Origin of the sequence: Streptosporangium sp. NPDC004379 (assembly GCF_042873875.1) — a bacterium.
Taxonomy (GTDB): Bacteria; Actinomycetota; Actinomycetes; order Streptosporangiales; family Streptosporangiaceae; genus Streptosporangium.
The window spans coordinates 561,382-587,908 of record NZ_JBIAMC010000001.1 but is presented as its reverse complement, the minus strand read 5'-3'; the positions used below and the strand labels follow the sequence as shown (position 1 = coordinate 587,908).

Below are 26,527 nucleotides of genomic sequence, written 5' to 3'. Positions count from 1 at the left end.
TCATGACACCAGGGAGAGCCAGTGGGGCGCGGGGCCGAAGGGGGCGGTGCGGGCGGTGACGGCCTCCAGCAGCAGGTCCGCCGAGGCACGGGCGTTGCCGATGACCTCGGGCGGGTAGGCGTAGCGGACCTGGTGCTCCTCGAACTCGTCCTCGTCGTCCAGGATGATCCGGCCGTCGCGCATGCGCAGCACGTCGAGGTCGAGGTCGACCATGGTCACCTCGCCGTCACGCCACTCCGGCACGGTCGAGATGTCGCAGTAGATCTCCGCCTTGTACGGCTCGGCGTTGAAGCAGGCCGTCCACCAGGCGTCGCGGGGGAAGAGCATCACGAACGCGTGGTGCCAGGTGATGGGAGTCTCGGAGCCCCGGCGGGCGACGGTGCCGGTGGGGCAGCCGGTCCAGACGCCGTGCTCGTCCTCGCCGAGGAGTACGGCCGGGTGGTGCCAGTGCAGGGAGTCGTCGTACTTGCGGTAGACCACGTTCACGATCTCGGAGGGCATTCCCCGACCCTATGGGGCGGGCGGCCGTCCGTGCCTCCCGTTTCCGGCCGGGCCGAGGGCGCCGGGGCGCGGCCCCCGGCCGGTCGGCGCCCTCGCCCCGCCGTCCGGGATCCCTCCCGGAACGTTCCGCCCGTGCCCCCGTTGCCCGGGCGGTGGTGGACGCCGTACGGCCGGCGGGTGCGAGTGCGCGGGCCGTACGGCGTCCGGGGTTCCCACGGGACGCCGCGCGGCCGGCTGCGGACGGCGTGAAGGCGCGGCGGGAGGGTATCCCGCGGGCCGCCGTACGGGCCGGACACGGTGGCCGTACGGCGGAGCTCGGTGGTGGCGCCGCGCGGCGAGGCGCGGCCGGCGGGCCGTCAGACGGCTCGCAGGAAGGCTTCGATGTCGTCCTGCCAGGAGCGGAGGAAGGCGGTGTAGCCGCGGGCGAACTCCGCGAGCTCCCGGGCGGCCTCGTCGTCGAACGGGGTGAGGTCGTAGGTGACCGTCACCTCGCTGCCGTCCCCGTCCCCGTCGCGGGCCAGGGCGACCGTCACGGTCCCGGCGCGGTGGCCCGGGGTGACGCGGGCGTAGGAGATGCGGGAGTGCTCCTCGCGGGCGGTGACGACCCAGGTGGTCGTCACGCCGTCGGCGTCGGTCTCGAAGACGGTGCCGGGCACGGTGTCGTCCTCGACGGGCACCGGGAAGCGGGGTTCCCAGCCCTTCACCCAGTCCTGCTCGCCGCGCGCGGTGAACAGGCGGAACGCCCGGCTCGGCGGGAGGGGGACGGTGAGCGTGCCGGTGAGTCTCATCGCCCCTCCTCCAGCCGGTGAGCGTCGGCGGAGGTCAGGGTCAGCCCGTAGACGGCTCGGAGCTGCTCGATCTTCGCCATGGTCTCCTCGGAGAAGGGCGCCCTGCCCTCGAAGGAGTGCAGGACGATGCCCTCGACGAGATCGCCGAGGGAGACGTCCAGGTATTCCGCGAGGCCCTTGAGGACCTTCAGCACGTTCTTCTCGACGCGCAGCCCGGTCTGGACCCGCTCAACTGTTACCATGTTACCAAGATAACATAGATGGATCACTGGAGACGACGCGCTCCGGCGGCCGGGACGGCGGGGTAGATCTCCGGACGGGCCCAGCCGCGCTCGGCGTAGGCGAGGATCACCGAGTCCTGTACGGCCTGCACCCGGTCCTCGGCGACCAGCGCGATGGCCGACCCGCCGAACCCGCCGCCGGTCATCCGCGCCCCGCGCGCCCCGCCGCGGATCGCCGCCTCCACGGCCACGTCCAGCTCCGGGCAGGACACCTCGAACTGGTCGCGCAGCGACAGGTGGGAGGCGTTCAGCAGGGCGCCGATCTCCTGGACCGCCCCGGCTCGCAGCAGCCCGATCACCGCCTCCACCCGGTGGTTCTCGGTCACCACGTGCTGGGTGCGCCTGCGCTCGTCGCCGCTGAGCCGCCCGAGGGCGGCCGCCAGGTCGGTCACGTCGCGCAGCGCGGCCACGCCCAGGTGCCCGGCGGCGCTCTCGCAGTCGCGCCGGCGCCGGGCGTACTGGCCGTCGGCCAGCTCGTGGCGGACCCCGGTGTTGATGATCAGCAGCCGCAGGCCGTGCGCGGAGAGGTCGAACGGGACGTTCCTGCTCCCCAGGCTCCGGCAGTCGAGGAAGAGCGCCCGGCCCTCCTCGGCGAGCGCGGAGGCGGCCTGGTCCATGATCCCGCAGGGCATGCCCACGAAGTCGTTCTCGGCCCGCTGCGCGACCCGGGCGACCTCCAGCTTCGTCATGCCCAGGCCGTACAGGTCGTTGAGGGCGGTGCCGACGGCCACCTCCAGCGCCGCGCTGGACGACAGCCCCGCCCCCTGCGGGACGTCCCCGTCGATCACCAGGTCGGCGCCCCGCACCGGGTGCCCCGCCTCACGCAGCGCCCAGAACACCCCGACGGCGTAGCGGGCCCATCCCGCGGCCCGCCCCAGGTCCTCGAGGGTCTCGACGGCCCCCGGCTCGGCCGCCTGGAGCGAGCGCAGCCGTACGACGTCGTCCTCGCGCGGCGAGACCGCCGCGGTGATCCCCCACGGCACCGCGAACGGCAGGACGAGCCCGTCGTTGTAGTCGGTGTGCTCGCCGATCAGGTTGACCCGTCCCGGAGCGTGCCACACCCCCCGCGGCTCCGCACCGAAGGACTCACGAAAAGCATCAACAACGCGCATGGTCAAACACTCCTCAACAGGGTCCCTCCGTAGGGTAGCGAGTCCGGGACGCCCCACCGGCCTCCGAAGGCGGCGCGAAGCCCCTCAAAGGCATTCGAAGCCGCTCGAAGCTCCTTGAGGCCGCTCGAAGGCCCGTGAAGATCACAGCTTGAACGCGACCCGCTCGCCGGATGTGCGAACGGGCCCGACCTTTGGTTGAATGCCGCAGTACGGTACGCGCGCGAGGGGCGGTAGCTCAGCCGGTTAGAGCAGGGGACTCATAATCCCTGGGTCGCGGGTTCGAGTCCCGCCCGCCCTACCTCTCGCGGTCCACGGAGAAGTCCGCCCGGCCCGCGTTCTCACGCCCCCGGAAGGCCGCCTCGTTCCCCGGCTGTGCTGAAGCAGGCCGTACGGTCCCGTATCGGTGACGCGCGAACACCTGCTGCCCGGGTGACGCGATGCCGACGGCCTGCCCGGTACGGATCCCGCGACACGGATGACCGTGCTTTCAATCAACGATCATCGTGCGGTCCTCTGGGCATGATGAGCGCGTCCAGCGCATGGAGTGCCCCGGGTCCGGCGGGTTGTGTTCTTCGCCGTCGAACCCGGGGCCGGAGCCGCTGTCCGGGGAAAGCCGAAGCTCGGACGCGGCCCATGGGCGTCCGCTCTCAGGCACGGGGAAGCCGGAGCGGACGGGTCATGGGGGAGGGTGCATGGTCTCCGGGCCTTCTTCCTCCTGGAAGACCACGGTGATGCCCTTCGAAGTGATCTATTCAGGGTTTCTGCGGCTCACCAGGGCCGGGACGGGTCTCGCGAAGACGGAACCACACGCACTTCCCGCCCAACAGCGGCTCGACCCTCAGGTCCTCGGTGAGCATGGACAGCATGAACAGTCCTCGGCCGCCCTCTTCGTCCAGGAGCGGTTCCTTGACTGTCGGAAGCGCGCTGTCGAAGTCGGTGACCTCGATGGTGATCCCATCCACCGTCTCGCGCACCAGCAGTTCACAGGCGCCGGGTGCGTGCTTGTAGACGTTCGTCAGCAGCTCGGTGACTCCGAGCTCGGCCACGAAGCTCAGTTCGCCCCTGTGCCACAGCCTGAGGTGAACCCGGACCAACTCGCGGACGGGACCCACCACCTCCGGGTCCACCTCGGAGAACACCATGTAGCACTGACGGGCAGGAAGGACCGGCGTAGCAGCAGGCATCGACGTCTCCGGGGAGATGAGCGAACAGATCCAGCGGCTATGGCTAGATGTGATCGGACGACCACTTTCCGCTGTCGAGATGATGGTGGAGCAAGAGTCACCTCATAGGCAAGCTGTTCTCAGAGGAAAGTCTTTCCTGTAGGGGAAATGAGGTTCTCTGGGGAGGCCGAGAGCATTACCCTTCTCCACGAGAAGGGGGTGGTCATGCCCGTCGAGCCCACTCCGCGCCGACGACGCCTGGGTGCGGAGCTCAGGCGGATCCGTGAAGCTCTGGGATGGACCCAGGAGGAGGCGGCGAGCCGTCTCGGATACCAGTCCCTCTCAACGGTCAGCAAGATCGAGAACGGGCTGCAGGGGCTCAGGATCCAGCAGCTTCCCCACTTCTTCGAGGTCTACGGCGTCACCGATGCCGCTCTGCGCGAGGAACTCCGTGATCTGGTGCGCCGTGCCGGCGAGATCGACTGGTGGCAGCGCTACGAAGGCGTGGTCGACGATCCGCTCGGCGACTACTTCTCCCAGGTGGAGAACGCCGGCGCCCTGTTCGTCTTCAACCCCCTGGCGATCTACGGCTTGCTCCAGACCCCGGAGTACGCCCGGGCGGTGACCGAAGGCAGCAGGGTCTGGAAAACCCCCGAGGACATCGACCGTTTCGTGGCGCTACGCCTGGAGCATCAGCGCGCGATGGCGGAGCGCCGGCCGCCGTTGAAGCTCTGGGCGGTCATCCCCGAGGGCGTGCTGCGCCAGGAGGTGGGAGGGCGGGCCTGCATGCGTGCCCAGATCGAGCACCTGATGCATCTGGCCCGTACCAGCCCCAGCGTCACCATCCAGGTTCTGCCGTTCTCCGCCGGGGCGCACGCGGGAATGGACGGCCCGTTCATGCTCATGTCCTTCCCCGCCGGGCGTGACCTCGTGTGCGTCGAGTCCCTGCGAACCTCCCTGCACCTGAACGAACCCGAGACCGTCGAGCTCTACCGGACCACCAGCGACCTGCTGAAGTCCGACGCCCTCTCGCCGAAGGCGTCGCTGCCGCTCCTCGCCACCATCGCCAAGGAGTTCTCGTGAACAAGAACGCTCTGGACACCGCCTGGGTCGAGGCCCAGCTCCGAGATGCCCGCTGGCACACCAGCAGCCTCAGCAGCGGCGGGACCAACTGCGTCCAGGTCGCCTTTCTGGAGCGCGGCGTCGTGGCCTTGCGCGACTCCAAGAACCTCGACAAGCCGCCGCACCTGTTCACCGACGCCGAGTACGACGCTTTCATCGGGGGCATCGAGCGCGGAGAGCTACGGCGCCCCGAGCGCTGAGAACATGAGACGGCCGATGCCGTTCCGGCGGTCAGGGCATGTCCGGGTGGTCCTTGCAGCTCCTGGCGGAATGACCAGTGGGTGAGAAGGTGCCGGATCCTCGACTCACCGGGTATCCCCGGCCGAGGCGCTCCTCGCCCGCAAGGCGATCATTCCGGTGGGCCGCCGGGTGCGGGTGCGAGGCCGACGAGCTTGGCGAGGAAACGATCGACCTGCTCCGCCAGCGGTGGCCATGGCAGGTCGGGCTGATTGACCCGCATCGACACGGCTCCGTGCACCGCCGCCCTCAGATCCAGTGAGACCACGGCGGCATCGTCGGCCGGGGCGATTCCGGCATCGATGCACCGCTGCACCGCGGCGGTGGTGCGCTCGGCCAGCTCCTGCTTGAACGACATGGCCGCCCGCTGGTTGAGGGTGCTCTCGTGCAGCACCTTGTACAGGCCGGGGTGCTGCTGGACCCAGCTGCCCAGCAGCAGGACGCGGGCACGCAGTTTCCCCGCCGGATCGGTGGCGGCGGTCTCGGCCTGATCGACGGTCTCCACGAGTTCGCGATGGGACCTCTCCAGGGCGGCCAGTACGAGCGCGTCCCGATCGGCGAAGTGGATGTACACCGAAGTCGCCGCGACGCCGACCTCCCGTGCCACCGCGCGCATGGACAGGGCTTGATCGTCGCCGAGTTCGTCCAGCAGGCGCAGGGCGGCGCCGATGACGTCCTCCCGCAGCCGCTCACCCTGGCCCCGTGGATTGCGGCCCTTCCTGCCATCGCGAGGGCCGGCCGGGGCGGAGGCGGTCTTGTCCATGGATGCCCATTGTAGGCGGACGAGCATTGCACTACAGTCGTAGCGCTACAGCTGTTCATATAAGGAGGGCTTCCATGGATGACCAGGTGAAGGCACTGGACTCGGTGTTCGCCGAGATGAGCGCCGCCACCGACCACCTGCTCCGGGACGAGACCCCTGAGCTCACCGGGCGCGAGAAGGTCCTGCTGTACCTCACCGCCGATGTCTGCCAGCAGACTCTCGGCCCGCCCTTCGAACAGCACGTGACGATGGCGGCCGACTGCGGTCTGTCGACCGACGACCTGCACGAGATGCTGCGCTTCGTCGCCTACGACAGCGGATACCCCGCCGCCCTGGCGGCGCTCACCCGCCTGACCGAGCTGGAACGGGCGCATGTCCTGCCCGCCCCCACCGGCCAGGGTCACGAGGTGAACGCCGACGGCACGGGCAGCCCGATGCCCGAGTCGATGCGGCAGGCCGTGGCCACCCTGGACGCGCCGTTCGGCACCTACATGGACCTGCAGTCGCGGATGCGCGCGGGCATGCGACTGCTGTCGGTCCGTGAGCGCGCGTTCATCACGATGACCGTCGACGTGCTCTTCCAGACCCTGCAGGAAAGCTTCCACGCCCACGTGACGCGCGCCCTCGGCGCCGGCGCCACCCCGGAGGAGGCCCGTGCCGTCGTACGGTTCTCCGCGCAGTTCGGCATGACCAAGGCGTGGCGCGCCATGCACGTGCTCGACGCACTGCTCACCGAACCCGATGCCGCCCGGACATGACACGCGAGGAAGCCGCTCCCAGATCTGACCTGGAGAAACGGTGATCAACCCGAATCCGCGCCGCCTGCTCCCGGCCCGTCTCCGACGCTGAGCGGTACGTCACCTGCCGGGTCAACGGAACGAGGTTCACCGGCCAACCCATGAACTCCTTCGGACGTCCCCACCTACCCATCCGTCATGGCACAGGAGCGTCCGCATGAGGATCACCAACTCGATCGTCCTCGTCTTGTTCGTCGCCGCTCTCGCCGGGTGTGGGGCGGGTGCGGATACTGCGACACCTGTTGTGACCGTCACCGCTTCACCGCCCGCGGAGAAGTCCTCCGAGCCGGGTGAGCGGGACGATCCGAAACCCGCCCCCACCCCGGTCGGGGAGAAGGAAGAGACCGCAGAGAAAAAGGTCCTGCCGAACGTCGTCGGGATGAACCTGCAGAAAGGACAGGACACAATGCAGGCCGCCGGGTTCTATATCTTGAACGACAAGGACGCCACCGGCCAAAATCGATTCCAGGTGTTCGACCGCAACTGGGTGGTGACCAAGCAGACACCTGCCGCTGGGCGGAAGGTGACGGTCGATACGCTGATCACCTTGTATGCGAAGAAGATCGGCGAGTAAGACGAGATATCGCCTCACCTTCGCCTTTGGGAGAAGGGTGACGCCGGATTCCCCTGCGGTCGATCACTGGCCTGAGCCGGTATGACGGCATGGGCGATCGCGGTCTGCGCGCCCTCGTCCATGCCGCCGTCCACCTCGACCGGGCCGCCGCCCGTGCTCGCCTCGCCGGATCACGGGGAGGGCCGGCGCGGCCGACGTCGGCGCATGCTCCGCAGCCGCGGCTGCCTCCGGTGTCCTCGCTTTACTTCGGAATGTGTTCCGAAATATGGTGTGGTATGGCTGTGCCGACCGTTCCGTTCTCTGACCTGTCGAAGCATTCCAAGCAGGTCGCCGAGACCATCGATCAGTTCCATCGGGTCCACGTCAAACGCCGTGACGGGGAGGATCTGTTCATCTCCACGGCTCAGCACGACCGCCAGCGCGAGGAGACGGCGGATGTCGCAGCCCGCATGATCGCCGCCCTGCTGTCCAGCGATGAGGGTGTCCGCGTCATCTTGCACGCCCTGCCCGTGGTCTTTCCCTGGGGACGGCACCTGTCCGCGGATGAGAGGCGCGAGTTCGCGCAGGAACTCGTCGATGCCACGCGCGACGCGGTCGATCTGGACGTCCACGCCACCTTGCACCGAGTCATCGTCGAGTGGCGCGCCACCGCCCGTATCCTGGCTGACCCGGCGCTGACCGCGCAGCTCACCCGTCCACTGCCGGATGAGGACCATGGTGAGGTGACCACACCGTGAGCCCCAAGCGCGGTGACGCGGTAGCGCCGCCGTCGGTCGGTGACGAGTGGCATCTGCGTTTCGCCACCGGAGAGGCGGCCAAGGGCTGGATCGATCTGTGCGGTGAGGCGCCGGGCAACACCCGGCAGTGTTTCGAGGCGCTGCGTACGGATCCGCTGTCGCAGAAGGACCCGGACCGTCAGCGCCGGCTGCGCGGGCGTCTCGCCTCCGGGACGCTGGGCGGCCGCGAGTATCCGCAATGGGAGTACGAGGTCACCGCGGGAGGGCGGGTGCGCTGCCTCGTCGACGAGCCCCGGAGGACCGTTCATCTCGTCTATGCCTCACCCCGGCATCCTAAGGACACCGACGCCTGAAGCCGCTCGCAGGACGTACCACTCTGGACCCGCATGGCCTTCCAAGGTCGGCATTTACATGATTAATCATGATTGTTACCGTCGGTGGCGTGGAGATCATGATCACGACGGCGCGGGTCGAGGACGTGCCCGCGCTCATCGCCTCGGCCGCGGCGCTCTTCCGGGAGGACGGCGGCAGGCGGGATCCGTTCATGGACGTGAACTGGCCGGCCCGGGAGGGGCACGACTACTACCGGGGGATGGTGACGGGCGAGGGGAGCCTGGCGCTGCTGGCCCGGTCCGATGCGCGCGAGGGGCCGGTGGTCGGTCATCTCACCGCCCGGATGCGGGGCCGGGACGAACTCCGCCCGGACGCCGTCGTGGCCGAGCTGCTCAGCATGCGGGTGGACGAGGAGCATCGGGGGCGCGGCGTGGGGGCCCGGCTCGTCGAACGGTTCCTCGCGTGGGCCGGGGAGCGGGGCGCGAACCAGGCCGTCGTGTCCGCCTACGCGGCCAACTCCGACGCCGTCCGCTTCTACCGGGCGCGCGGGTTCACCCCCGTGCACGTCTCGCTCCAGGCGGACCTCGGCACGTAGGGGCCGGTGACCGGTGACCGTACGGGGCCGGTGAGGCTGCCGAAGACCGACGAGCCCAGGTGGTACGTGAACAGGTGGAGCGAGGCGGCCTGACCGGTGGACACTCCGCCGGGCGGGCGGGGCGCGGGGGTCACGCCGGCGATCTCGTTCGAGAGCCAGGACCTGGCCGCCATCGAGGACCTCGTCGCCGCCGGGCCGGGCGTGGCGATCGTGCCTATGCGACCCGCCCGGCCCCCTGCCCCGAGGCACCGCCGCCACCCGCCTCCGCGACCGCGTCACCGGCCTGCCGCGCAGGCAGCCGGAGGCCGGGCCGGCCCCCGGCGGGGTTCACCCCCGCCGGGTTCGTCAGAGCCAGCCGCGGGCGGCGGCCGCCGCGCCGGCCTGGAAGCGGGTCGTCACGCCGAGCCGTTCGACCACGGCGGCGATCTTGCGGGTGGCCGTCCGCGGGCTGACGCCCAGATGCCGGCCGATGGCCTCGTCCTTGAGACCGGTGTTCAGCAACCGCAGCACGAGCAGGTCCTCCTCTGGCGGCCGCTCGTCCACCGTCGGCGGTACGCCCGTCAGCGGCCTGCCGCGTTCCCAGTAGACCTCGAACAGCTCGACGAGCGCGTCGAGCAGCCGGGAGGGGTGAAGCAGCGCGATGTTGTCGTAGACCCCGTCCACCAGTGGGAACAGGCCGACTCTGCGGTCGGCGATGCGCAGCTTGAACGGCAGGCGCTCGACGAAGCGGGAGCGCTCGCCCTCCTCGGCCAGCCGTACCAGGGTCTCCAGGCGTCCCGGGCGGTACAGGGAGTCGGCGCAGTAGACCACGCGTATGTCCACGCCACGCGCCAGCAGGCTCCGGGTGTCCTTCAACTCCGACTCGTTGGTGTCCGCCGTGTCGTCGGGGCGGCCCACGTAGGGCGGGCGGTCGAAGCCGAGCAGTTCGGTGCCGACCGTCCGCTGCACCTCGGTGACGACCCGCTTGACGGCCTCCTCTCCCACCAGGACCTCCACGACCCCGGCCGGACCGGCCTCCATCCGGCCCGAGTGGTAGAGCTGGGAGAAGTCCGAGACGACCGTCCTTACCGCGGCGAGCCGCGCCTCGGTCTCCAGCCGTCGCCGATCCACCAGCCACTCGATCGCCGCCTCCGGGGGCACCGCCTCGTACCGGCCGGGCCCACCGCGGCGCAGCAGCCCCGCGTCGGCCAGGCGAGCCAGTGCGGAACGCACCCGGGCCGGGCCGACGCCGAGTTCGGCGGCCATCTCCCCCGTCCGCCGGCCAGGCCGGCGCAGCAGCAACCGGTACACCCGTTCGTCGGAGTCCGTGACGCCCACGGCGCCGAGCACGGACCGATCGCCCACGAAGCACCTGCCGAAATGTCGTTTTTGGTCATGCGGCCGAAAATGTCAGCACTATATCTCGACAGGGATCCACGCCGGACGCTTGACTCCGTAGCGGCCCTCCGGTGATCTTCCCGGACGGGTGACCAGTCTCTTTCCCCCTCAGAGGCGCAATGTTCCGCAACCCCCGCGTCCGTCGTGTGCCGGCGCTGGCCGCCGCGCTGGCGGTCACCGTCATCACCCCGGCCATCGCCCGGCCCGCTGCGGCGTCGGCACCTCCCGGGGCCGCCTCCGCGGTCGCCCCCACTTCGTACATCGTCACCCTGGCCGAACCACCGCTGGCCACCTACGACGGCGGCACGGAGGGCATCGCCCCCACCAGGGGCGGCAAGGGCAGGAAGGTCGACACCACCAGTTCCCACGCCAGGCGCTACCGCGACCGCCTGGTCGACCGGCAGAACAAGGTGGCCCGCGGCGTCGGCGCGGCCGCCACCGGCCACCACGCGGTCGCCTCCAACAGCTTCACCGCCGAGCTGACCCCAGCCCAGGCACTGCGGCTGCACACGACCCAGGGCGTGCTGTCCGTCGTCCCCGACACTCTGCGCAAGGCCCTGGACGACCGCAACTCCGCCGATTTCCTCGGCCTGACGGGCGACGCCGGCCTATGGGCGAAGCTCGGCGGCGTCGGCAAGGCGGGGAAGGGCGTCGTCGTCGGTGTCATCGACACCGGCATCTGGCCGGAGAACCCTTCCTTCGCCGCCCCGGCCCTCAGCACGGAGCCGCCCACGAGAACCGATCCGTACCGGCCCTACCTGAAGGACGGGGTCACGGTCATGAAGAAGGCCGACGGCGCCACCTTCATCGGCCTGTGCCAGACCGGCGAGGAGTTCGCCGCGAACCTGTGCAACCAGAAGGTCATCAGCGCCCGGTACTTCGGTGAGCAGTGGTTGAAGGGCAATCCGCCGGACAAGCGCGCCGACTACGTCTCCCCGAGGGACGCCCAGGGCCACGGCTCGCACACCGCCGGCACCGCGGCGGGCGACCACGCCGTCCGGGCCACGGCGAACGGCGCCGACTACGGCACGATCTCCGGCGTCGCCCCCGGTGCGGCCGTCGCCGTCTACAAGGCCCTCTGGCAGGGCAAGGACGGCGGAGTCACGGGCGGCTACACCTCCGACCTCGTGGCGGCCGTCGACCAGGCGGTCGCCGACGGTGTCGATGTGATCAACTACTCGGTCGGCGGCATGTTCGAGTCGGCGGCCGACGATCCGGTCCAGCGCGCCTTCCTGGCCGCCGCCGAGGCCGGCGTCTTCGTCGCGACGGCGGGGGGCAACTCCGGTCCCGACCCGTCCACGGTGGACAACACGATGCCGTGGACGACGACGGTCGCGGCCGGCACGATCGCGCCCTGGCAGGCCGAGATCCGGCTCGGCGACGGCACGGTCGCCGACGGCGTGAGCACCACGGTCCTCGCCCCGCTCGGTCCCAAGCCGCTGGTCACGGCCGCGTCGGTGAAGATGGACACGGCCGCCGAGGCCGACGCGCAGGTCTGCGCGGCCGGTTCGCTCGACCCCGCCGAGACCGCCGGGAAGATCGTCTACTGCCGGCGTGGGACTACGCTCCGCGTGGACAAGTCGGCCGAGGTCAAGCGGGCCGGCGGTGTCGGCATGGTGCTGGGCAACCCGACCGACCAGGACACCGACGTCGACCTGCACTCCGTGCCGACCGTGCACGTCAACGCCCCCGACTCGGGCAGGGTCGAGGGCTACGCGGCCACCGCGGGCGCGACGGTCACGTTCGTCCCGGCCGCCTCCGGCGGCGCGCCGTACCCACAGGTCACGAGTTTCTCCTCTCGCGGCCCCTCGCTCACCAACAACGGCGACCTGCTCAAGCCGGACATCACCGCGCCGGGCTCGGCGATCCTTGCCGCCGTGGCGCCCCCCGGCAACGGCGGCAAGGACTTCGATTTCTACTCCGGCACCTCGATGGCCGCCCCGCACATCGCCGGCCTGGCCGCCCTCTACCTCGGCGAGCACCCACTCCTGTCGCCGATGGCGATCAAATCGGCCATGATGACCACCGCCTACGACACCAAGACCCCGGACGTGTTCGCCCAGGGCGCCGGGCACGTCGACCCGGCCCGCATGCTCACGCCGGGCCTGACCTACGACGCGGGCGCCGAGGACTGGTACGGCTACCTGGAGGGCCTGGGCGTCGGCACCGGGACCGGCGTCAAGCCGCTGGCCGGGCCCGACCTGAACTACCCGACGATCTCCGTCGGCACCCTCTTCGGCTCCCGGACGGTCACCCGCAGGGTCACCGCCGTCACCCCCGGCGTCTACCACTCGGCGATCGAGCTGCCCGGTTTCAAGACCAAGGTCAAGCCGTCCACGCTGGTCTTCAAGAAGGCGGGTGAGACCAAGGAGTTCACCGTCTCCATGGAGACGGTCCCGTCGGACATCACGGGCACCGTCGCCGGGCGGCTCACGTGGACCGGCGCGGGCACGACCGTGCGCAGCGCGGTCGTCGCCACCCCGCTGAGCGCGCGGGCGCCCGTCGAGGTGAAGGGCGCCGGAACCGACGGTTCGGTGGGCTTCGAGGTGACGCCCGGGGTGAAGAGGTTCCCGGTCATCCCGTACGGTCCCGTGTCGGCGGACGAGGTGCCGGGCACCGTCAGCGAGAGCGAGGTGCTGGGCCGCGAGATCCCGGTCATGGTTCCCGACGGCGCCAAGGCCGTCTCGTTCAAGATCCGGGCGGCGAACCCCGAGGCTCAGGTCGGCGGCGTCATCTTCTACGAGAAGAACGGCACGCTCGAGTTCGAGTCGTGGGTGTCCAGCCCGGACGGCGACCATCGCGTCGTGCTGCCCCACCCGCGCCCCGGCAGGCACACCCTGGTCGTGCTCAGCCTCGGCGACCTGCCCGGGACCACGTCCACGGACTTCCTCACCCAGATCAACCTCGTGACCGCCGACCACGTGCGCGGCGCGCTCACTCTGGCACCGGGCAAGCCGAAGGCGACCGTCGGCACGCCGATCCCGCTGACGGCCTCCTGGACGAAGGCGACGCCGCGGACGAACACCGGCTACGTCGAGTACCCCAACGGAGCCGGAACGATCGTCACGATCAACTGACACGGTTCCGCCGCCCGGCCCTCGGCCCCCCTCGCCTGCCCGGCGGGCGGGGCCCGTCGGCTTACCCGGTCACCCGGCCGCCCGCTTCCGCGACCACGTCACCGGGTCGCCGCGTTGATCCTCATGCTCCGCGCGGCCCGCCGGTGTCGCCGCCCGGTCGCGTTCCGCCGGTGGGCGGCTGGACACTCCCGGTGCGGGAGGTCCGGACGCCGTGGCCGGTCAGACGCAGCGCAGGACGAACGACTCGCCCGTGCCGTCGTGCACGTTGTACGTGCTCCCGGCCACCGAGCCGTCGTCCGAGGCGACCGTGAGCGACATGCTGTACGTGGGCGACTTCGGGACGGCGTGGACGAACCGGTCGAGGCGCCAGATGCCCTCGCCGCCTCCGGTGGCCTCGTCGGTGGGGCCGGTGATCAGGCCGTCGCGGTTGAGGGCCCGGGTGTCGGAGCTGTTCGGCAGCAGGCGCGGCACCCCGTCGGTGTCCCACAGCACGCCCTGGCCGCGGGAGGGCGAGGCGTAGCCGGCCCGGCCGATCACGCGGCCGTTGGAGATCCTGGTGGCGGACGTGGAGGACGCCCCCGGCACCTTCGCCAGAGGGGTGATCGCGCCGTTCCGCCACAGCGCCGGGCCGTCCGGGCCGCGCAGCAGCACCGTGCCGTCCTCGTCGGCGTCCTCGGGCTGGTAGCCGCCGGGCAGGACGGTTTCGATCACCTGGCCGGGACGGTCCGCGGGCCAGCGCAGCAGGCGGTACTCGAACCGGTTGTCGATCCGGACCATGTTCTTGCCGGTGACGTCGCCTTTCTCGTTGATGGCGAGCGGGGTGACGAATCCGGTTCCGTCCGGGCGGACGAGTTTCGCCGCCTGGCCGTTCTTCAGGAGGACCGCGTAACTGGGGCCGTAATACGGCGGGACGGCTATGGCGGCCCAGGCCAGTGTCGTGCCCGACCGGTTCTCGTCCGGCAGCCTCAGGAGCGGCTCGTTGCCTATCTTGGTGCCGTGGTCGGTGAACAGCCCGTTCCGCCATGAGACGCCGTGCCAGTAGCCGTCGGCGAGTACGGCGCGGCCCGAGAAGCCACCCTGGTGGTTCGTCGCGGTGACCTCGGACTGCCCGGTGCCCGCCGGCACGGGTAAGGCGGATCGCGTCCAGGTGCACGCGGCGCCCGCGGAGGCCGAGACGGCGCCCGGCGCCACCACACCGGAAACGAGCAGCAGTACGGTTCCCGCGGTCGAACGGACCAGCCGTTTCATATTCATGGATTCCTCCTGCGATTGACGCGGTCGGTGTCAACCGTAGAGGGGAAGGAATGGCCGGTCGCTTTTTTCGTTCGAGAATGGCGGTTTCCAAGAAATCCGCGGTGCGGGAAGGGCGCCGGCGCCCCGGAGAGCCGGGGCGCGCCCTTCGCCGCGGGGGAGACCGCAGGGGAGACGGTGACGCCCCGGGCGCACCCCCGGAACCGGCGTCGCGTCCGCCGGCCGAAGCCCGGGTCACCCTCCCCGGCGGAACAGACCGAACAGGCCGAACAGGCCGAACGGTCCCCGTCCGCGCCGCGCGGGTGCGGGCGGGGGCTCGGAGGGCTCCTCCCGGACGGGGTGGCGGTCGCGCCAGTCGCGTACGGCCTCCTCGACGTCGAAGGGCATCAGGTTCAGCGGGGGACCGGAGAGGGCCTTGCGGTTCCCCTCGACGATCTCCTCGTTGATCTCCCCGACGATCCGGCGGACCTCGTCCTCCGACCGCGCCTCAGCGGCCGCGGCCCGCGCCTCCTCGGCCTTCCTGCGCAGGGCGAGCGTGCCGGGCAGCGGCATCGACAGGCCCTCCGAGCGGAGCTTCTGCCTGATCCACCACATCTCCTCGTACGGCTCGCCCTCGCCGGGCAGCGGCTTGCCCGCGCCCGGCAGGTCGTCGAACGCGCCGCGCTCCGCGGCCTCGCGGATCTGCCGGTCGACCCACGTCTCGAAGCCGACACCGAGTGGCCTGCGTTCCGTCATCGCCCGCCTCCAGCACGCCGGACAGTGGTGTTCCCGAGCATAGCCATCCATCGCCGGCCGGCAGGGGCGCGGGTGGACGGCGCCGACGGCTTCGGCGGGCGGCGCACCACATGGACGTGGCCGTCCATGCGGCGCGCGGGCGCGGCTCCGCGAGCGCCGGCGGGCCATGCCGTACTCTCGGGCGTTCCGTATTCCGGAATTCCGGTCCGCACCGCAGCGTCTCAAATTCCCGTGAATGGCTCAGAAGTCCGGAGGGGAATTCCTTTACGTGGCGTGGAACCCGCGACGGCGGCGATTTCGCGTACGATCGGTTTTCCGGTGGCGCCCGCCTCCACGGCCCTTCCGGGGCCGCGCAGGCCCGCTCATCCCGGGGCCCGGAGCGGACGGCCACGCCGTATTCACCGGACAATCCCTGGAGCGACCATGAGGATCGGCATCATCGGCGCCGGAAACATCGGCGGCGCCCTCACCCGGCGGCTGACGGACCTCGGCCACGAGGTGACGGTGGCCAACTCGCGCGGCCCGCACACCCTCGCCGACCTGGCCTCGGAGACCGGGGCGAAGGCGGTGACCGTCGAGGAGACGCCACGCGGGGCCGACCTCGTCGTGGTCACGATCCCGGAGTGCCGGGTGCCCGAGCTGCCTCCGGGTCTCTTCGACGGGGTGCCGCACGACGTGGTCGTCGTCGACACCGGCAACTACTACCCCCAGCAGCGTGACGGCCGCATCGAGGAGATCGAGTCCGGCCTGCCGGAGAGCCGCTGGGTGGAAAGGCGCCTCGGCCGTCCGGTGATCAAGGCGTTCAACAACATCTACGCCCGGCACCTCGCCGAGCACGGCCGTCCCGCCGGCGCGCCGGGCCGTGTGGCCCTGCCGGTGGCCGGTGACGACGAGGCCGCGAAAAGGGTCGTCATGGACCTGATCGACCAGCTCGGATTCGACCCGGTCGACGCCGGCGGCCTGGACGACTCCTGGCGCCAGCAGCCCGGCACGCCCGTCTACGCCACGGACAGGGACGCCGGGGGAGTCCGCGAGGCGCTGGCCCAGGCGAGGCCCGAGCGCGGCCCGGAATGGCGGGCCACCGACGGCAGCCCGGGCACCTTCGTCGCCCCGGCCTGACCGACCCTGCCTGGACCCTGGCCCGGACACCTCCGCCTGGTGTTCCGGGCCGGGCCGGATCAGACCGGACCGGGCTTCATACGGCCAGGCGTTCCCGAAGCCGTTCTCAACTCGCGGCTTCCGTGAGTAGATCGTCGTCGGCCCGGGTGCCGTCGCGCGGCGCGTCCGCGGGTGTCCGGCGGCGGCGGAGGACGTCGGGTACGAGGGTGAGGATCCCGGCCGCGGCCAGGGCCGCGCCGAGCCACAGCGGGGCGCGCAGGCCGAACGCGTCGATGCCCAGTCCGCCGGCCGAGGATCCGATGATGACGCCGAGGGTGATGAAGGAGGTGTGGACGGTGTTGACCAGGGGCCCGGCGTTCCCGGCCCGCTGGACGCGGGCGGTCATCGCCGCGTTGAGGGTGACCCCCGCCAGGCCGATCCCCATCATGAACGTCACGGCGGGGACCGGAAGGTGGGCCAGCAGCGCGAAGCCGGTGAGGAAGGCGAGGTTCAGGACCAGGCCGCAGAGCAGGACGGCGAGGGTGTGCCGGTCGGCGAGGCGCCCGACGACGACGTTCCCGATCACGGTGGCGGCGCCGTAGGCGACGAGCAGCACCGGGACGGTCCCGGCGGCGAAGCCGGTGACGCCGGTGAGGACCGGGGTGAAGTAGGTGAAGGCCGCGAACGTCGCGCCGATGACGAACGTGCTGGTGGACAGCGTCAGCCACAGGCGTGGGGCGCGGAAGGCGGCCAGTTCGCTCCGGAGGTTCCCGCCGTCGCCGTCGCGCTCCAGGCGCGGCACCCCGGCGAGCGTGGCCAGGGCGGCGATCACGGTCAGGACGCCGACGGCCCAGAAGGCGGCGCGCCAGCCCAGCCACTCGCCGATCAGGGTGGACAGCGGCAGTCCGAGCAGCGTGCCGAGCATCAGGCCGTTCATGGCCGCCGCGACGGCCCGGCCCCGTGCCTCGGGACGCGCCAGTCGCATGCACAGCGAGACCGAGATCCCGAAGAACGCCTGGGAGGCGGCTCCGGTGATCACCCGCGCCACCGTCATGGCCCCGTAGCCGGGGGCGACGGCGGCCAGCACGTTGCCCGCCAGGAAGACGGCGAACAGCGCCGTCAGCGCGGTCCTCGGGTTCACCCGCAGCAACGCCACGGTCAGGAAAGGGCCGCCCGCGGCCATGGCCGCCGCGAAGGCGGTGACGAGGTAGCCGACCTGCGGGACGGTGACGCCCAGTCCGTCGGCGATCTGCGGCATGAGGCCGGCGACGGCGAACTCGCTGGTCACCATGGCGAAGATGCCGAGGGCCATTATGTGTACGGCGCGGTGCACGGCGCTCCTTGGGGACATCTGTTTTGGATTGATCAGTTCAAAATTCGGGCATGGAGACGCCGCGGGGCTCCGGGGATTTTCGGAGGGGCGGGGTCCGAGCCGGTGGGACGGCGTTCAGCGGTCCTGGGCGGGCGGCCCGGCGGTCCGGCGGCCGGAAGTCCGGGGCCGGTGAACCGGTGGGCCGGCGATCCGAGGGCGGTGAACCGGTGGGCCGCCGGTCCGGGGCCGGTGAGCCGGCGGTCCGGCGTTCAGCGGTCCTGGGCGGGCGGTCCGGCGGGCCCGAGGTCCGAGGGTGCGGGCTCGCGGGGCGCGGGGCCGGACGGATCCGGCTCGCGGGTGAGCGCGTCCATCGCCGTCGCCGCGACCGCCTCCAGCGTGGCGCGGTCGGCGCCTCCCTGGCCGGAGACCCGCAACCCCGCGATCACCGCGTTGACGAAACGGGCCAGGGAGGCCGCGTCCCGGGAGGAGGTGATGCCGCCCTCACGCTGCCCGGCCTCCAGCGCCACGCGCATGACGGCCAGCCGGCGCGCGGTGTCGCGTTCCAGCATCGCGGCCGCCTCCGGGTCGCGGTCGGCGAGCTCCACGACGGTGTTGACGGAAAGGCAACCGCGCCGGTCGTCCGGGTCGTCGCCGATCACCATGGCGAACAGGGTGCGGATCCGCTCCGCGCCGGGCCGGCTCTCGTCCTCCAGGAGGGCGAACTGGGCGGCGTTCATGGTCTCGATGTAGCGGGCCAGCGCGCGCTTGAACAGGTCGTGCTTGCTGGCGAAGGCGTTGTAGATGCTGCTGCGGCCCAGGCCGGTGGCGTCGCACAGGTCCTGGGTCGAGGTGGCCTCGTAGCCCTTCTCCCAGAAGGCGTGCATCGCCGCGTCCAGGGCCCGGTCCTCGTCGAACGTCCTCGGCCGTGCCATGCGGTCACCGTAACACATTTTGGAATGCTCGATACAGTAAGGTCCGCGTCCCGCCGGGATCCGGCGTGACCCGTGCCCGCCGGGATCCGGAGTGACCCGTGCCCGCCGGGATCCGGGGCGGGCCGTACGGCCGTCCGGAGGCAGGCTCGGCGCGGTGGCCCGGCCGGTCGGCCACATGGTCGGGGCGGGACGGGGGGTCACGGATCCGGCTCGGCCCTCACACCGCGTGAGGCCGGGAGCCGGGTACATGGGCGATCACTGCGACGCGTTCGGGATGAGCCCCGTACCCGTCCCCGGAGCCGCCGGGTCACCGTCCTTCGGGTCACCGCCCTTCGGGTCACCGTCCTTTGGACCGTCGTCCGCCAAGCCGCTGTCCGCCGGACCGTCGTCCGCCAGGGCGTCGCGGGTGTCCATGAGGGCGAAGCCCAGCAGGTTGAGGCCGAGCCAGGCGGTGGGGGAGGCGGCGCGCGCGTCGTCCGCCGCCAGCCCGATGCCCCAGATCCGGTCCACCGGGCTGGCCTCGACCAGAACCCGGCCGCGGGTGCCCAGCAGGAACTCCCTCAGCTCCGGGTGCGCGCCGAACTTCGCGACACCGCCGCGCACCACGATCCCGTAGCGATGCTCGCGCCAGACGGTCTCGTCGAAGCCCCGGACCTCGCGACCGAGCTGTTTGACCTCGCCGGGATGCCGGGCTCCGAGGATTCGCGCGGCGGTCCCGCCGTCGCCGAACAGCCACGCCTTGCAGGCCATCATGTAGTGCTCCGCGGAGCGGAAGACGTGCCCGCCCGCGGTGAAGGGGGCCTCCCACCACTGGCTGAGGCATCCCGGGCCGACGCCTCCGCCGCGTGGCGGCCGGTGCCCCCAGAAGAACAGGTGACGGAGCATCACGCCGTCCCGCTCGGCGGCCACGGCCTCATCGACGGAACGGGGAAGTCTGCTCATTCCGGACACCGGTTCACCATGCCACGTACGGCCGCGGCCGGGCCACCGGATTGGCAGGCGCGGCCGGGCGCGGGGTCACTCCCGGTTCAGCCGGCTGAGCGCCCAGTCGAAGGAGGTGTGGGCGGTCGTGGTGAACAGGACGAACCACACCTCCGACACCCGCGTGGCCGTGGCGTTCACGGTGTCGACCGCGATGCGGGCGGCGTCGTCCATCGGCCAGCCGTACACCCCCGCCGACACCGCCGGGAAGGCGACGCTGGCCGCGCCGAGGTCGTCGGCGACCCGCAGCGACTCGCGGTAGCAGGAGGCGAGCAGCTCCGAGCGGTCCTCGTCGGCGGAGAAGACGGGGCCGACGGTGTGGATGACCCAGCGGGCCGGCAGATCGCCCGCGGTGGTGGCCACCGCCATGCCGGTCGGCAGCCCGTGGACGTAGCGGGAGGCGCGCAGCTCACGGCACTCGGCGAGGATTGCCGGGCCGCCGCGCCGGTGGATCGCCCCGTCGACCCCACCGCCCCCGAGGAGCGAGGAGTTGGCGGCGTTGACGACGGCGTCGACGTTCTGGGTGGTGATGTCCCCATGGACCAGCCTCATCCACATGGTCCGAGTCTGCCATCCGGCGCGGGGACGCGGCGGCGTTCCGGCCCCCTCGCGTCCCACGGATACGCCGCCGACTCCTTGACGTCCTCGGTCAGATCGATTAGACCTCATGAGGTCATCGATCATCTCCCGGGAGGTCACCGTGTTCGACAGAGCGTTGCCGCGCCGCGCGGCACGCGCCGCGCTGGTCATGGCGGCGGCGGGCTCGCTGGTCACGTCGGGAGTGATGCCCGCTTCGGCCGCCGGAGCCGCGGACAGGCCGACGAGCCCGACGAAGGGCCCGTGCCGCTACACCCCGACCCCGGACGAGCCGGCCGTGCGCAGGGTCCCGCTCCCGCCGGACCCGCGCCGCACCCCTGCCCGCCCCGTCTCCGCGGTCCTCAAGACCAACCACGGCGACATCGGGCTCACCCTCGACCCGGCCAAGGCGCCCTGCACGGTGCAGAGTTTCGTGCACCTGGTCCGGCACGGGTTCTACGACCGCACCTCATGCCACCGGCTGACCGCCTACGACCGGCTGAAGGTGCTGCAGTGCGGTGATCCCGGCTTCACCGGCGAGGGCGGACCGGGCTACCGGTACAAGGACGAACTGCCCACCGATCTGCCGCCGTGGCCGGGCGACTCCACCGGGCAGCGCAGGACGTACGCGCGCGGGCTGCTGGCCATGGCCAACGCCGGGCCGGACACCAACGGCAGCCAGTTCTTCCTGGTCTACGGCGACTCCGGTCTGGCGGCCAACTACACGGTCTTCGGGACGGTCGACGCCGCCGGGCTCGCCGCCCTGGACCGCATCGCGGCCGGCGGCATCCAGCCCGCCGAGGGGGACCCGACCCCGCCGGTCGACGGCAGGCCCGCCCTCCCGGCCGACATCCGCGACGCCCGGATCCGTCACTAGACGCCCGGATCCGGTACCGGTCGTCGGTGGTGACGCCTTTTCGCGGCGGTTCACCCGCGAAGGGCGTCACCGCCGGATACCGCTCCGCCGCCGCGACCGTACGGCCGTACGGCGGCCCCGCCGGAGACCGTACGGCGGCACGCGCGAGGAGAGGGTGTGGGTGTGAGGGCCGACGGAGACTCCGGCGTGCCGGGATCCCTGGGGAAGGTGCTCGCCGACGTCGCCGCCGAGCGGGCCGCGCAGGACGCCATGTGGGGCGTGCAGGAGCACCCCGACGGCACCGGCCCCGAGGGCACGGCCGCCGCCGACCGCGCCAAGCGCGACCTCGACGGGGCCAAGCGCGCGGGGAGGGTCACCTGGCGGCACATCCTGCACGAGGAGGTCCTGGAGGCGTTCGCCGAGGACGACCCCGACCTGCTGCGCGGCGAGCTGATCCAGGTCGCCGCCGTCGCCGTCAAGTGGGCGCAGGCCCTCGACCGGCGCGTCGCGACCGCGCCGCACCGGGTGCGTGAGACCCGGTTCACCGCGATCGTCGACGTGCACGTGATGTTCGTCCGCGACGGCGCGCTGCTGCTCGGACGGCGGGCGAACACCGGGTACGGCGACGGCCTGTGGCATCTGCCCAGCGGGCACCTGGAGGCCGGGGAGCCTGCGCTCCGGGCCGCGGCCCGCGAGGCGGCGGAGGAGGTCGGCGTCACCGTCGACCCGGCGGACCTGACGTTCGTCCACGTCATGCACCGCGCCCCCGACCGGATCGGACTGTTCTTCCGGGCCGAGCGCTGGACCGGCGAGCCGTACAACGCCGAACCCGGCAAGTGCGACGGCCTGGACTGGTACCCGCTCGACGCGCTGCCCGCCGACATGGTCGCCTATCCGGCGGCGGCCCTGCGGGCGATCGCAGAGGGGCGGGGCTTCGCGCTCCACGGCTGGGACGACCCGGCGGGGTGAGTTCCGGGCAGGCGGGCTCCGGCCGGTGAACTCCACGCGGACGGATCCCGGGCCCTGACCCCCCGGCCCCGGCTCCGGGCCGTGGGGCTCCGGGCCGTGGGGCTCCGGGCCGTGGGGCTCCGGATCGTGGGGCTCCGGCCGGGCGGGGCAGGTGAAATTTTCACGGGCCCCGCGGCCCGCCGGTGAGGATAGCGCCTGGTGACCGGCCGGACGCGGCGCGGCACGGCCGGACGGCCGTTTGCAGCGGGGAGACCGGACTTTATGGTGCGTCGTGCAGGAGGGACCCCACAGACGTTCGCGACCCCCGGAGCAGCGCACCATGACGGACACGACGGAACGACGCGGCATGAGCCGGGCCGTCGCGGTGATCCTCGCCGCGCTCGGCCTGGTCCTCGCGGCCGGAGCGGTCACCGCCCCGGCGCGTGCCGACACGACCATCTGCGAGAAGTACGGCTCGACCAGCATCCAGAACGGCAAGTACATCGTCCAGAACAACAACTGGGGCGACGACACGACCCAGTGCATCAACGTCACGGGCACCGGTTTCACCGTCACCCAGGCGAGCCACAACAAGCCGACGAACGGCGCGCCGGGCTCGTACCCGTCGATCTACGCCGGCTGCCACTACGCCAACTGCACCTCCGGCAGCGGCCTGCCGATGCGGGTCAGCGACAGCCGGTTCAACGGCGTCCAGACCAGCGTCAGCATGAGCTACCCCGGAGGCGGGGTGTACGACGCCGCCTACGACATCTGGTTCGACCCGACCCCGCGGACCGACGGCCAGAACACCGGCGCGGAGATCATGGTGTGGCTCAACCGCGTGGGGTCGATCCAGCCGGTCGGCTCGCGGGTGGGCACGGTCAACCTCGCCGGGGCCACCTGGGAGGTCTGGTACGGCAACATCGGCTGGAACGTGATCTCCTACGTCCGCACCTCGGCGACGAACTCGATCAGCTTCGCCGTGCGCACCTTCGCCGACGACGCGATCAACCGCGGCTACGCCCAGCGGTCGTGGTACCTCACCAGCGTTCAGGCGGGCTTCGAGCCGTGGGTGGGCCAGGCCGGTCTGGCGGTGAACAACTTCTCCTACAGCGTCGGCGGGAGCGACCCCGGCAACGGCGACCCGGGTAACGGCGGCGGCCGCACCTGTTCGGCCGCCGGGTCCACCGCGAACCAGTGGAACAACGGCTACGTCATCGATCCGGTCACCGTCACCAGCACCGGCTCCTCGACGACCAACGGCTGGACCGTCACCTTCACCCTCCCGGCCGGGCACACGCTCTCCGGCTCCTGGAACGCCGGCGTGACCGTCAACGGGCAGACCGTCACCGCGCGCAACGCGAGCCACAACGGCTCCCTCGCGCCCGGCGCCAAGGCGAGCTTCGGCTTCCAGGTCACCCGTCCCGGCGGCAACCTCCAGGTCCCCTCGGGCTACACCTGCACCGCGTCCTGAACCGGCCCGGGGGTACGGCGCACTCGCCCGGCCGTACCCCGGGCCCTCCGCCGCGGCGTCCCGGTCCCGGACCGGGACGCCGTACCCGTGCCGTGCCGCCGGCCGGCACGACGCCCGCCCCGCCGACGACCCTCGTGAAGGGGACCGAACCCTGTGAAGGGGACCGAAGTGCGCACCTCCCTCCCACCCGGCCGCCGGGCCCGGCTCCGCGCCGGGCTCACCGCCGCGCTGCTGGCCGCCGGGATGTCGATCCCGGCGGCGACCACCACGGCCGGGGCCGCGTCCGGCCCGGGAACCGCGACGGGGGCCACGACCGTGGCCGGAGCGGGAACCCCGGCCATGGCCGGCCCGGGAGCGGGGCTCCGGGCCGCGGCCGGAGAGCCCTACCGGGACCCGTCCCTGCCGGTGGCGACCCGCGTCGCCGACCTGCTCTCGCGGATGACGCTGGACGAGAAGATCGGCCAGATGACCCAGGCGGAGCGCGCCTCCGTCACCGCCGCCGACATCACGGCCTACCGGCTGGGCTCCCTGCTGTCCGGCGGCGGCTCGGCGCCCTCCCCGAACAACGCCGCCTCCTGGGCCGACATGTACGACGGCTTCCAGCGGGCCGCCCTCGCCACGCCGCTGGGCGTCCCCCTCGTCTACGGCGCGGACGCGGTGCACGGCCACAACAACGTGGTCGGCGCCACGATCTTCCCGCACAACATCGGGCTCGGCGCCACCCGGGACCCCGAGCTGGTGCGGCAGATCGGCCGGGCGGTCGCCGAGGAGGTCTCCGGCACGGGCGTCGACTGGGACTTCGCCCCCTGCGTGTGCGTGGCACGCGACGACCGGTGGGGACGCACCTACGAGTCGTTCGGCGAGGTGCCCGAGCTCCCCGCGTCGATGACGACGATCGTCACCGGACTGCAGGGCTCGCAGCTGGGCGGCCCGGCCTCGGTGATGGCCACCGCCAAGCACTACGTCGGAGACGGCGGCACGGCCGGCGGGGACGACCAGGGCGACGCCCGCCTGACCGAGGCCGAGCTGCGGGCGGTCCACCTGCCGCCGTTCAAGGCCGCGGTGGATCGCGGGGTCGGCTCGGTGATGGTCTCCTACAGCAGCTGGAACGGCGTCAAGACGCACGGCGACCGGTACCTGATCACCTCCGTGCTCAAGGGCGAGCTGGGCTTCACCGGGATCGTCGTCTCCGACTGGAACGGCGTGGACCAGATCGACGGCGCCGAGGGGCTGTCGGCCACCGACGTGCGCACCGCGGTCAACGCCGGCGTCGACATGGTGATGGAGCCCCAGGCGTGGAAGCAGTTCATCACCCTGCTGCGGGCCGAGGTGCAGGCCGGGCGGGTGGCGACCTCGCGGGTGGACGACGCCGTACGGCGCATCCTGACCAAGAAGTTCGAGCTGGGACTCTTCGAGAAGCCGCTGACCGACCGGTCCTACACCTCCACCGTGGGCAGCGCGGCGCACCGCGCCCTGGCCCGCCAGGCGGTGGCGAAGTCGCAGGTGCTGCTGAAGAACAGCGGGAACGTCCTGCCGCTGACCGCCTCCGGCGGGAAGATCTTCGTCGCAGGCAAGAGCGCCGACGACATCGGCGTCCAGAGCGGCGGCTGGACCGTCACCTGGCAGGGCTCCACGGGGAACATCACCCCCGGCACCACCATCCTCCAGGGCATCCGCGACACCGTCGGCTCGGCGGCGACGGTGACCTACAGCCGCGACGGCAGCGGCGTCGACGGCTCCTACCGGGCGGCGATCGCCGTGGTGGGCGAGACCCCGTACGCCGAGGGCCAGGGCGACCGCACCGGATCCATGGGCCTGGACGCCACCGACCTGCGCACCCTCGACACGCTGCGCCGGGCCGGGGTGCCGCTGGTCGTGGTGCTGGTCTCGGGCCGCCCGCTGGACATCGCCGCCCAGCTGCCCGGCTGGGACGCCCTGGTGGCCGCCTGGTTGCCGGGCACCGAGGGGCGGGGCGTCGCCGACGTCCTGTTCGGCGCGGTCAAGCCCACCGGGAAGCTGCCGATGACCTGGATGAGCGACGTGAGCCAGCAGCCGATCAACGACGGGGACGGCAAGACGCCGCTCTTCCCCTACGGCCACGGCCTGACCTACCGGGACACGCCCGCCGACACCGCCCCGCCGTCCGCGCCCGGTGTGCCGGTCGCGTCGGAGGTGACGTCCTCGCAGGTCGAACTGTCCTGGGCGGCGTCGAGCGACGACGTCGGCGTGACGGCCTACGACGTCGTACGGGTGCAGGGCACGACCGAGACCACGGTGGCGACGCAGGCGGCCCCCTCGGCGACGGTCACCGGCCTGTCCGCGGGCACCGCGTACACGTTCGCGGTCTACGCCCGCGACGCGGCGGGCAACCGCTCGCCCAGGTCCGGCACAGTGAACGTCACCACGAGGGCCGGGAACGGCGGCGGGGGATGCCGGGTCACCTACGCCGCCGGCGACTGGGGCGGCGGGGGCTTCGGGGCCACCGTCACCGTCGCCAACACCGGAACCTCCGCGATCAACGGCTGGACGCTGCGGTTCACCTTCCCCGGCGACCAGCGCGTCACCCAGGGCTGGTCGGCGACCTGGTCACAGTCGGGCGCCGACGTCACCGCGACGAGCCTGTCGTGGAACGCCTCCCTCGCGCCCGGCGCCTCGACCGGCATCGGGTTCAACGGCTCCTACGGCTCCGGCAACCCGGCCCCGGCCGCGTTCACCCTGAACGGCACGCCCTGCTCGGTGTCCTGAGAACCCGGACGGCCGGCGTCCTGTATGGGGCCGGCCCCGACCGGCGTGCCCGGGGGGCGCGCGGGGCCCCCGGCCCCCCGGCGGGGCCCCCGCCCCCCCCGCCCGGGCCCCGGCCGGGGGGCCCCCCGGCCCCCCGCCCCCCCCGCCGGGCCCCGGGCCCCC

Annotated in this window: 26 protein-coding genes and 1 tRNA gene; 14 read left to right on the top strand and 13 right to left on the bottom strand. The window is 72.0% G+C overall.

From position 1 onward, the window contains the following. From ACFYSC_RS02570 to galK, 4 genes are all read right to left on the bottom strand, one after another. Positions 1-501, bottom strand: coding sequence for a DUF402 domain-containing protein (locus ACFYSC_RS02570; protein ID WP_362928498.1), 501 nt, complete (start codon positions 499-501; stop codon positions 1-3). Positions 502-857: 356 nt separating this feature from the next. Continuing rightward, positions 858-1,289, bottom strand: coding sequence for an SRPBCC family protein (locus tag ACFYSC_RS02565; RefSeq protein ID WP_389955555.1), 432 nt, complete (start codon positions 1,287-1,289; stop codon positions 858-860). Beyond that, complete coding sequence (locus ACFYSC_RS02560) at positions 1,286-1,531, bottom strand: hypothetical protein (RefSeq protein ID WP_362928502.1); 246 nt, start codon at positions 1,529-1,531, stop codon at positions 1,286-1,288. Before ACFYSC_RS02560 ends, ACFYSC_RS02565 begins: the two co-directional genes overlap by 4 nt. A 23-nt stretch (positions 1,532-1,554) precedes the next feature. After that, a complete protein-coding gene (gene galK / locus ACFYSC_RS02555) occupies positions 1,555-2,682 on the bottom strand; it encodes a galactokinase (RefSeq protein ID WP_389955552.1) in 1,128 nt (375 codons plus the stop codon). Positions 2,683-2,906: 224 nt separating this feature from the next. On the opposite strand from galK, the gene ACFYSC_RS02550 reads away from it, so the two are divergent. Continuing rightward, positions 2,907-2,980, top strand: a tRNA-Ile gene (locus ACFYSC_RS02550). A gap of 454 nt (positions 2,981-3,434) precedes the next feature. Here the strand turns inward: ACFYSC_RS02550 and ACFYSC_RS02545 are convergent. After that, positions 3,435-3,866, bottom strand: a complete 432-nt coding sequence (locus ACFYSC_RS02545) for an ATP-binding protein (RefSeq protein ID WP_389955551.1) — start codon at positions 3,864-3,866, stop codon at positions 3,435-3,437. A 147-nt stretch (positions 3,867-4,013) separates the two neighbouring features. Here ACFYSC_RS02545 and ACFYSC_RS02540 point away from each other — a divergent pair, with 147 nt between their 5' ends. Both ACFYSC_RS02540 and ACFYSC_RS02535 read left to right on the top strand, forming a co-directional pair. Then, positions 4,014-4,928 carry a helix-turn-helix domain-containing protein gene (locus ACFYSC_RS02540; protein WP_389955550.1) on the top strand — a complete coding sequence of 305 codons (915 nt, stop codon included), beginning with the start codon at positions 4,014-4,016 and terminating at the stop codon, positions 4,926-4,928. After that, positions 4,925-5,167 carry a DUF397 domain-containing protein gene (locus ACFYSC_RS02535; protein WP_389955547.1) on the top strand — a complete coding sequence of 81 codons (243 nt, stop codon included), beginning with the start codon at positions 4,925-4,927 and terminating at the stop codon, positions 5,165-5,167. Before ACFYSC_RS02540 ends, ACFYSC_RS02535 begins: the two co-directional genes overlap by 4 nt. A gap of 149 nt (positions 5,168-5,316) precedes the next feature. Here ACFYSC_RS02535 and ACFYSC_RS02530 read toward each other — a convergent pair whose 3' ends face one another. Then, complete coding sequence (locus ACFYSC_RS02530; RefSeq protein ID WP_389955544.1) at positions 5,317-5,967, bottom strand: TetR/AcrR family transcriptional regulator; 651 nt, start codon at positions 5,965-5,967, stop codon at positions 5,317-5,319. 74 nt (positions 5,968-6,041) lie between these two features. Here ACFYSC_RS02530 and ACFYSC_RS02525 point away from each other — a divergent pair, with 74 nt between their 5' ends. The 5 genes from ACFYSC_RS02525 (at position 6,042) to ACFYSC_RS02505 (ending at position 9,003) form a co-directional block, all read left to right on the top strand. Continuing rightward, positions 6,042-6,725 (top strand): carboxymuconolactone decarboxylase family protein, encoded by a 684-nt coding sequence (locus ACFYSC_RS02525; RefSeq protein ID WP_389955542.1) that lies wholly within the window; start codon positions 6,042-6,044, stop codon positions 6,723-6,725. Positions 6,726-6,921: 196 nt separating this feature from the next. Continuing rightward, a complete protein-coding gene (locus tag ACFYSC_RS02520; RefSeq protein WP_389955539.1) occupies positions 6,922-7,338 on the top strand; it encodes a PASTA domain-containing protein in 417 nt (138 codons plus the stop codon). A gap of 275 nt (positions 7,339-7,613) precedes the next feature. Then, on the top strand, positions 7,614-8,075 hold the full coding sequence (locus ACFYSC_RS02515) for a hypothetical protein (protein ID WP_362928508.1): 462 nt from the start codon (positions 7,614-7,616) through the stop codon (positions 8,073-8,075). Beyond that, complete coding sequence (locus tag ACFYSC_RS02510; protein WP_389955537.1) at positions 8,072-8,428, top strand: hypothetical protein; 357 nt, start codon at positions 8,072-8,074, stop codon at positions 8,426-8,428. The genes ACFYSC_RS02515 and ACFYSC_RS02510 overlap by 4 nt, the downstream gene beginning before the upstream one ends. Before the next feature lie 98 nt (positions 8,429-8,526). Continuing rightward, complete coding sequence (locus ACFYSC_RS02505) at positions 8,527-9,003, top strand: GNAT family N-acetyltransferase (protein ID WP_389956321.1); 477 nt, start codon at positions 8,527-8,529, stop codon at positions 9,001-9,003. Positions 9,004-9,348: 345 nt separating this feature from the next. Here the strand turns inward: ACFYSC_RS02505 and ACFYSC_RS02500 are convergent, their stop codons facing one another. Continuing rightward, the gene (locus ACFYSC_RS02500) at positions 9,349-10,347 is read right to left on the bottom strand and encodes a helix-turn-helix domain-containing protein (RefSeq protein ID WP_389955534.1); all 999 of its coding nucleotides are present in this window, start codon (positions 10,345-10,347) and stop codon (positions 9,349-9,351) included. Positions 10,348-10,499: 152 nt separating this feature from the next. On the opposite strand from ACFYSC_RS02500, the gene ACFYSC_RS02495 reads away from it, so the two are divergent. Beyond that, positions 10,500-13,457, top strand: a complete 2,958-nt coding sequence (locus tag ACFYSC_RS02495; RefSeq protein WP_389955532.1) for a S8 family serine peptidase — start codon at positions 10,500-10,502, stop codon at positions 13,455-13,457. Positions 13,458-13,676: 219 nt separating this feature from the next. On the opposite strand, the gene ACFYSC_RS02490 is transcribed toward ACFYSC_RS02495, so the two are convergent. Both ACFYSC_RS02490 and ACFYSC_RS02485 read right to left on the bottom strand, forming a co-directional pair. After that, a complete protein-coding gene (locus ACFYSC_RS02490) occupies positions 13,677-14,711 on the bottom strand; it encodes a hypothetical protein (protein WP_389955531.1) in 1,035 nt (344 codons plus the stop codon). A gap of 231 nt (positions 14,712-14,942) precedes the next feature. Next, positions 14,943-15,443 carry a DUF1992 domain-containing protein gene (locus ACFYSC_RS02485; RefSeq protein WP_389955529.1) on the bottom strand — a complete coding sequence of 167 codons (501 nt, stop codon included), beginning with the start codon at positions 15,441-15,443 and terminating at the stop codon, positions 14,943-14,945. A gap of 423 nt (positions 15,444-15,866) precedes the next feature. On the opposite strand from ACFYSC_RS02485, the gene ACFYSC_RS02480 reads away from it, so the two are divergent. Beyond that, positions 15,867-16,562, top strand: a complete 696-nt coding sequence (locus ACFYSC_RS02480; RefSeq protein ID WP_389955526.1) for an NADPH-dependent F420 reductase — start codon at positions 15,867-15,869, stop codon at positions 16,560-16,562. Positions 16,563-16,668: 106 nt separating this feature from the next. Here the strand turns inward: ACFYSC_RS02480 and ACFYSC_RS02475 are convergent, their stop codons facing one another. The 4 genes from ACFYSC_RS02475 to ACFYSC_RS02460 form a co-directional block, all read right to left on the bottom strand. Next, positions 16,669-17,874: an MFS transporter gene (locus ACFYSC_RS02475; protein WP_389955523.1), complete on the bottom strand. Its 1,206-nt coding sequence runs from the start codon at positions 17,872-17,874 to the stop codon at positions 16,669-16,671. 248 nt (positions 17,875-18,122) lie between these two features. Next, complete coding sequence (locus tag ACFYSC_RS02470; protein WP_389955521.1) at positions 18,123-18,785, bottom strand: TetR/AcrR family transcriptional regulator; 663 nt, start codon at positions 18,783-18,785, stop codon at positions 18,123-18,125. A 255-nt stretch (positions 18,786-19,040) separates the two neighbouring features. Next, positions 19,041-19,727, bottom strand: a complete 687-nt coding sequence (locus ACFYSC_RS02465; protein ID WP_389955518.1) for an NADAR family protein — start codon at positions 19,725-19,727, stop codon at positions 19,041-19,043. Positions 19,728-19,802: 75 nt separating this feature from the next. Continuing rightward, entirely contained in the window at positions 19,803-20,324 is a 522-nt protein-coding gene (locus tag ACFYSC_RS02460) for an O-acetyl-ADP-ribose deacetylase (protein ID WP_389955516.1), read from the bottom strand. A 109-nt stretch (positions 20,325-20,433) separates the two neighbouring features. Here ACFYSC_RS02460 and ACFYSC_RS02455 point away from each other — a divergent pair, with 109 nt between their 5' ends. The 4 genes from ACFYSC_RS02455 (at position 20,434) to ACFYSC_RS02440 (ending at position 26,365) form a co-directional block, all read left to right on the top strand. Further along, the gene (locus ACFYSC_RS02455; RefSeq protein WP_389955514.1) at positions 20,434-21,219 is read left to right on the top strand and encodes a peptidylprolyl isomerase; all 786 of its coding nucleotides are present in this window, start codon (positions 20,434-20,436) and stop codon (positions 21,217-21,219) included. Positions 21,220-21,381: 162 nt separating this feature from the next. After that, positions 21,382-22,167 carry an NUDIX domain-containing protein gene (locus ACFYSC_RS02450; protein ID WP_389955512.1) on the top strand — a complete coding sequence of 262 codons (786 nt, stop codon included), beginning with the start codon at positions 21,382-21,384 and terminating at the stop codon, positions 22,165-22,167. Between the two features lie 319 nt (positions 22,168-22,486). Then, the gene (locus ACFYSC_RS02445; protein ID WP_389955510.1) at positions 22,487-23,620 is read left to right on the top strand and encodes a cellulose binding domain-containing protein; all 1,134 of its coding nucleotides are present in this window, start codon (positions 22,487-22,489) and stop codon (positions 23,618-23,620) included. A 168-nt stretch (positions 23,621-23,788) separates the two neighbouring features. Further along, the gene (locus ACFYSC_RS02440; protein WP_389955507.1) at positions 23,789-26,365 is read left to right on the top strand and encodes a glycoside hydrolase family 3 N-terminal domain-containing protein; all 2,577 of its coding nucleotides are present in this window, start codon (positions 23,789-23,791) and stop codon (positions 26,363-26,365) included. The last annotated feature ends 162 nt before the right edge of the window (positions 26,366-26,527 follow it).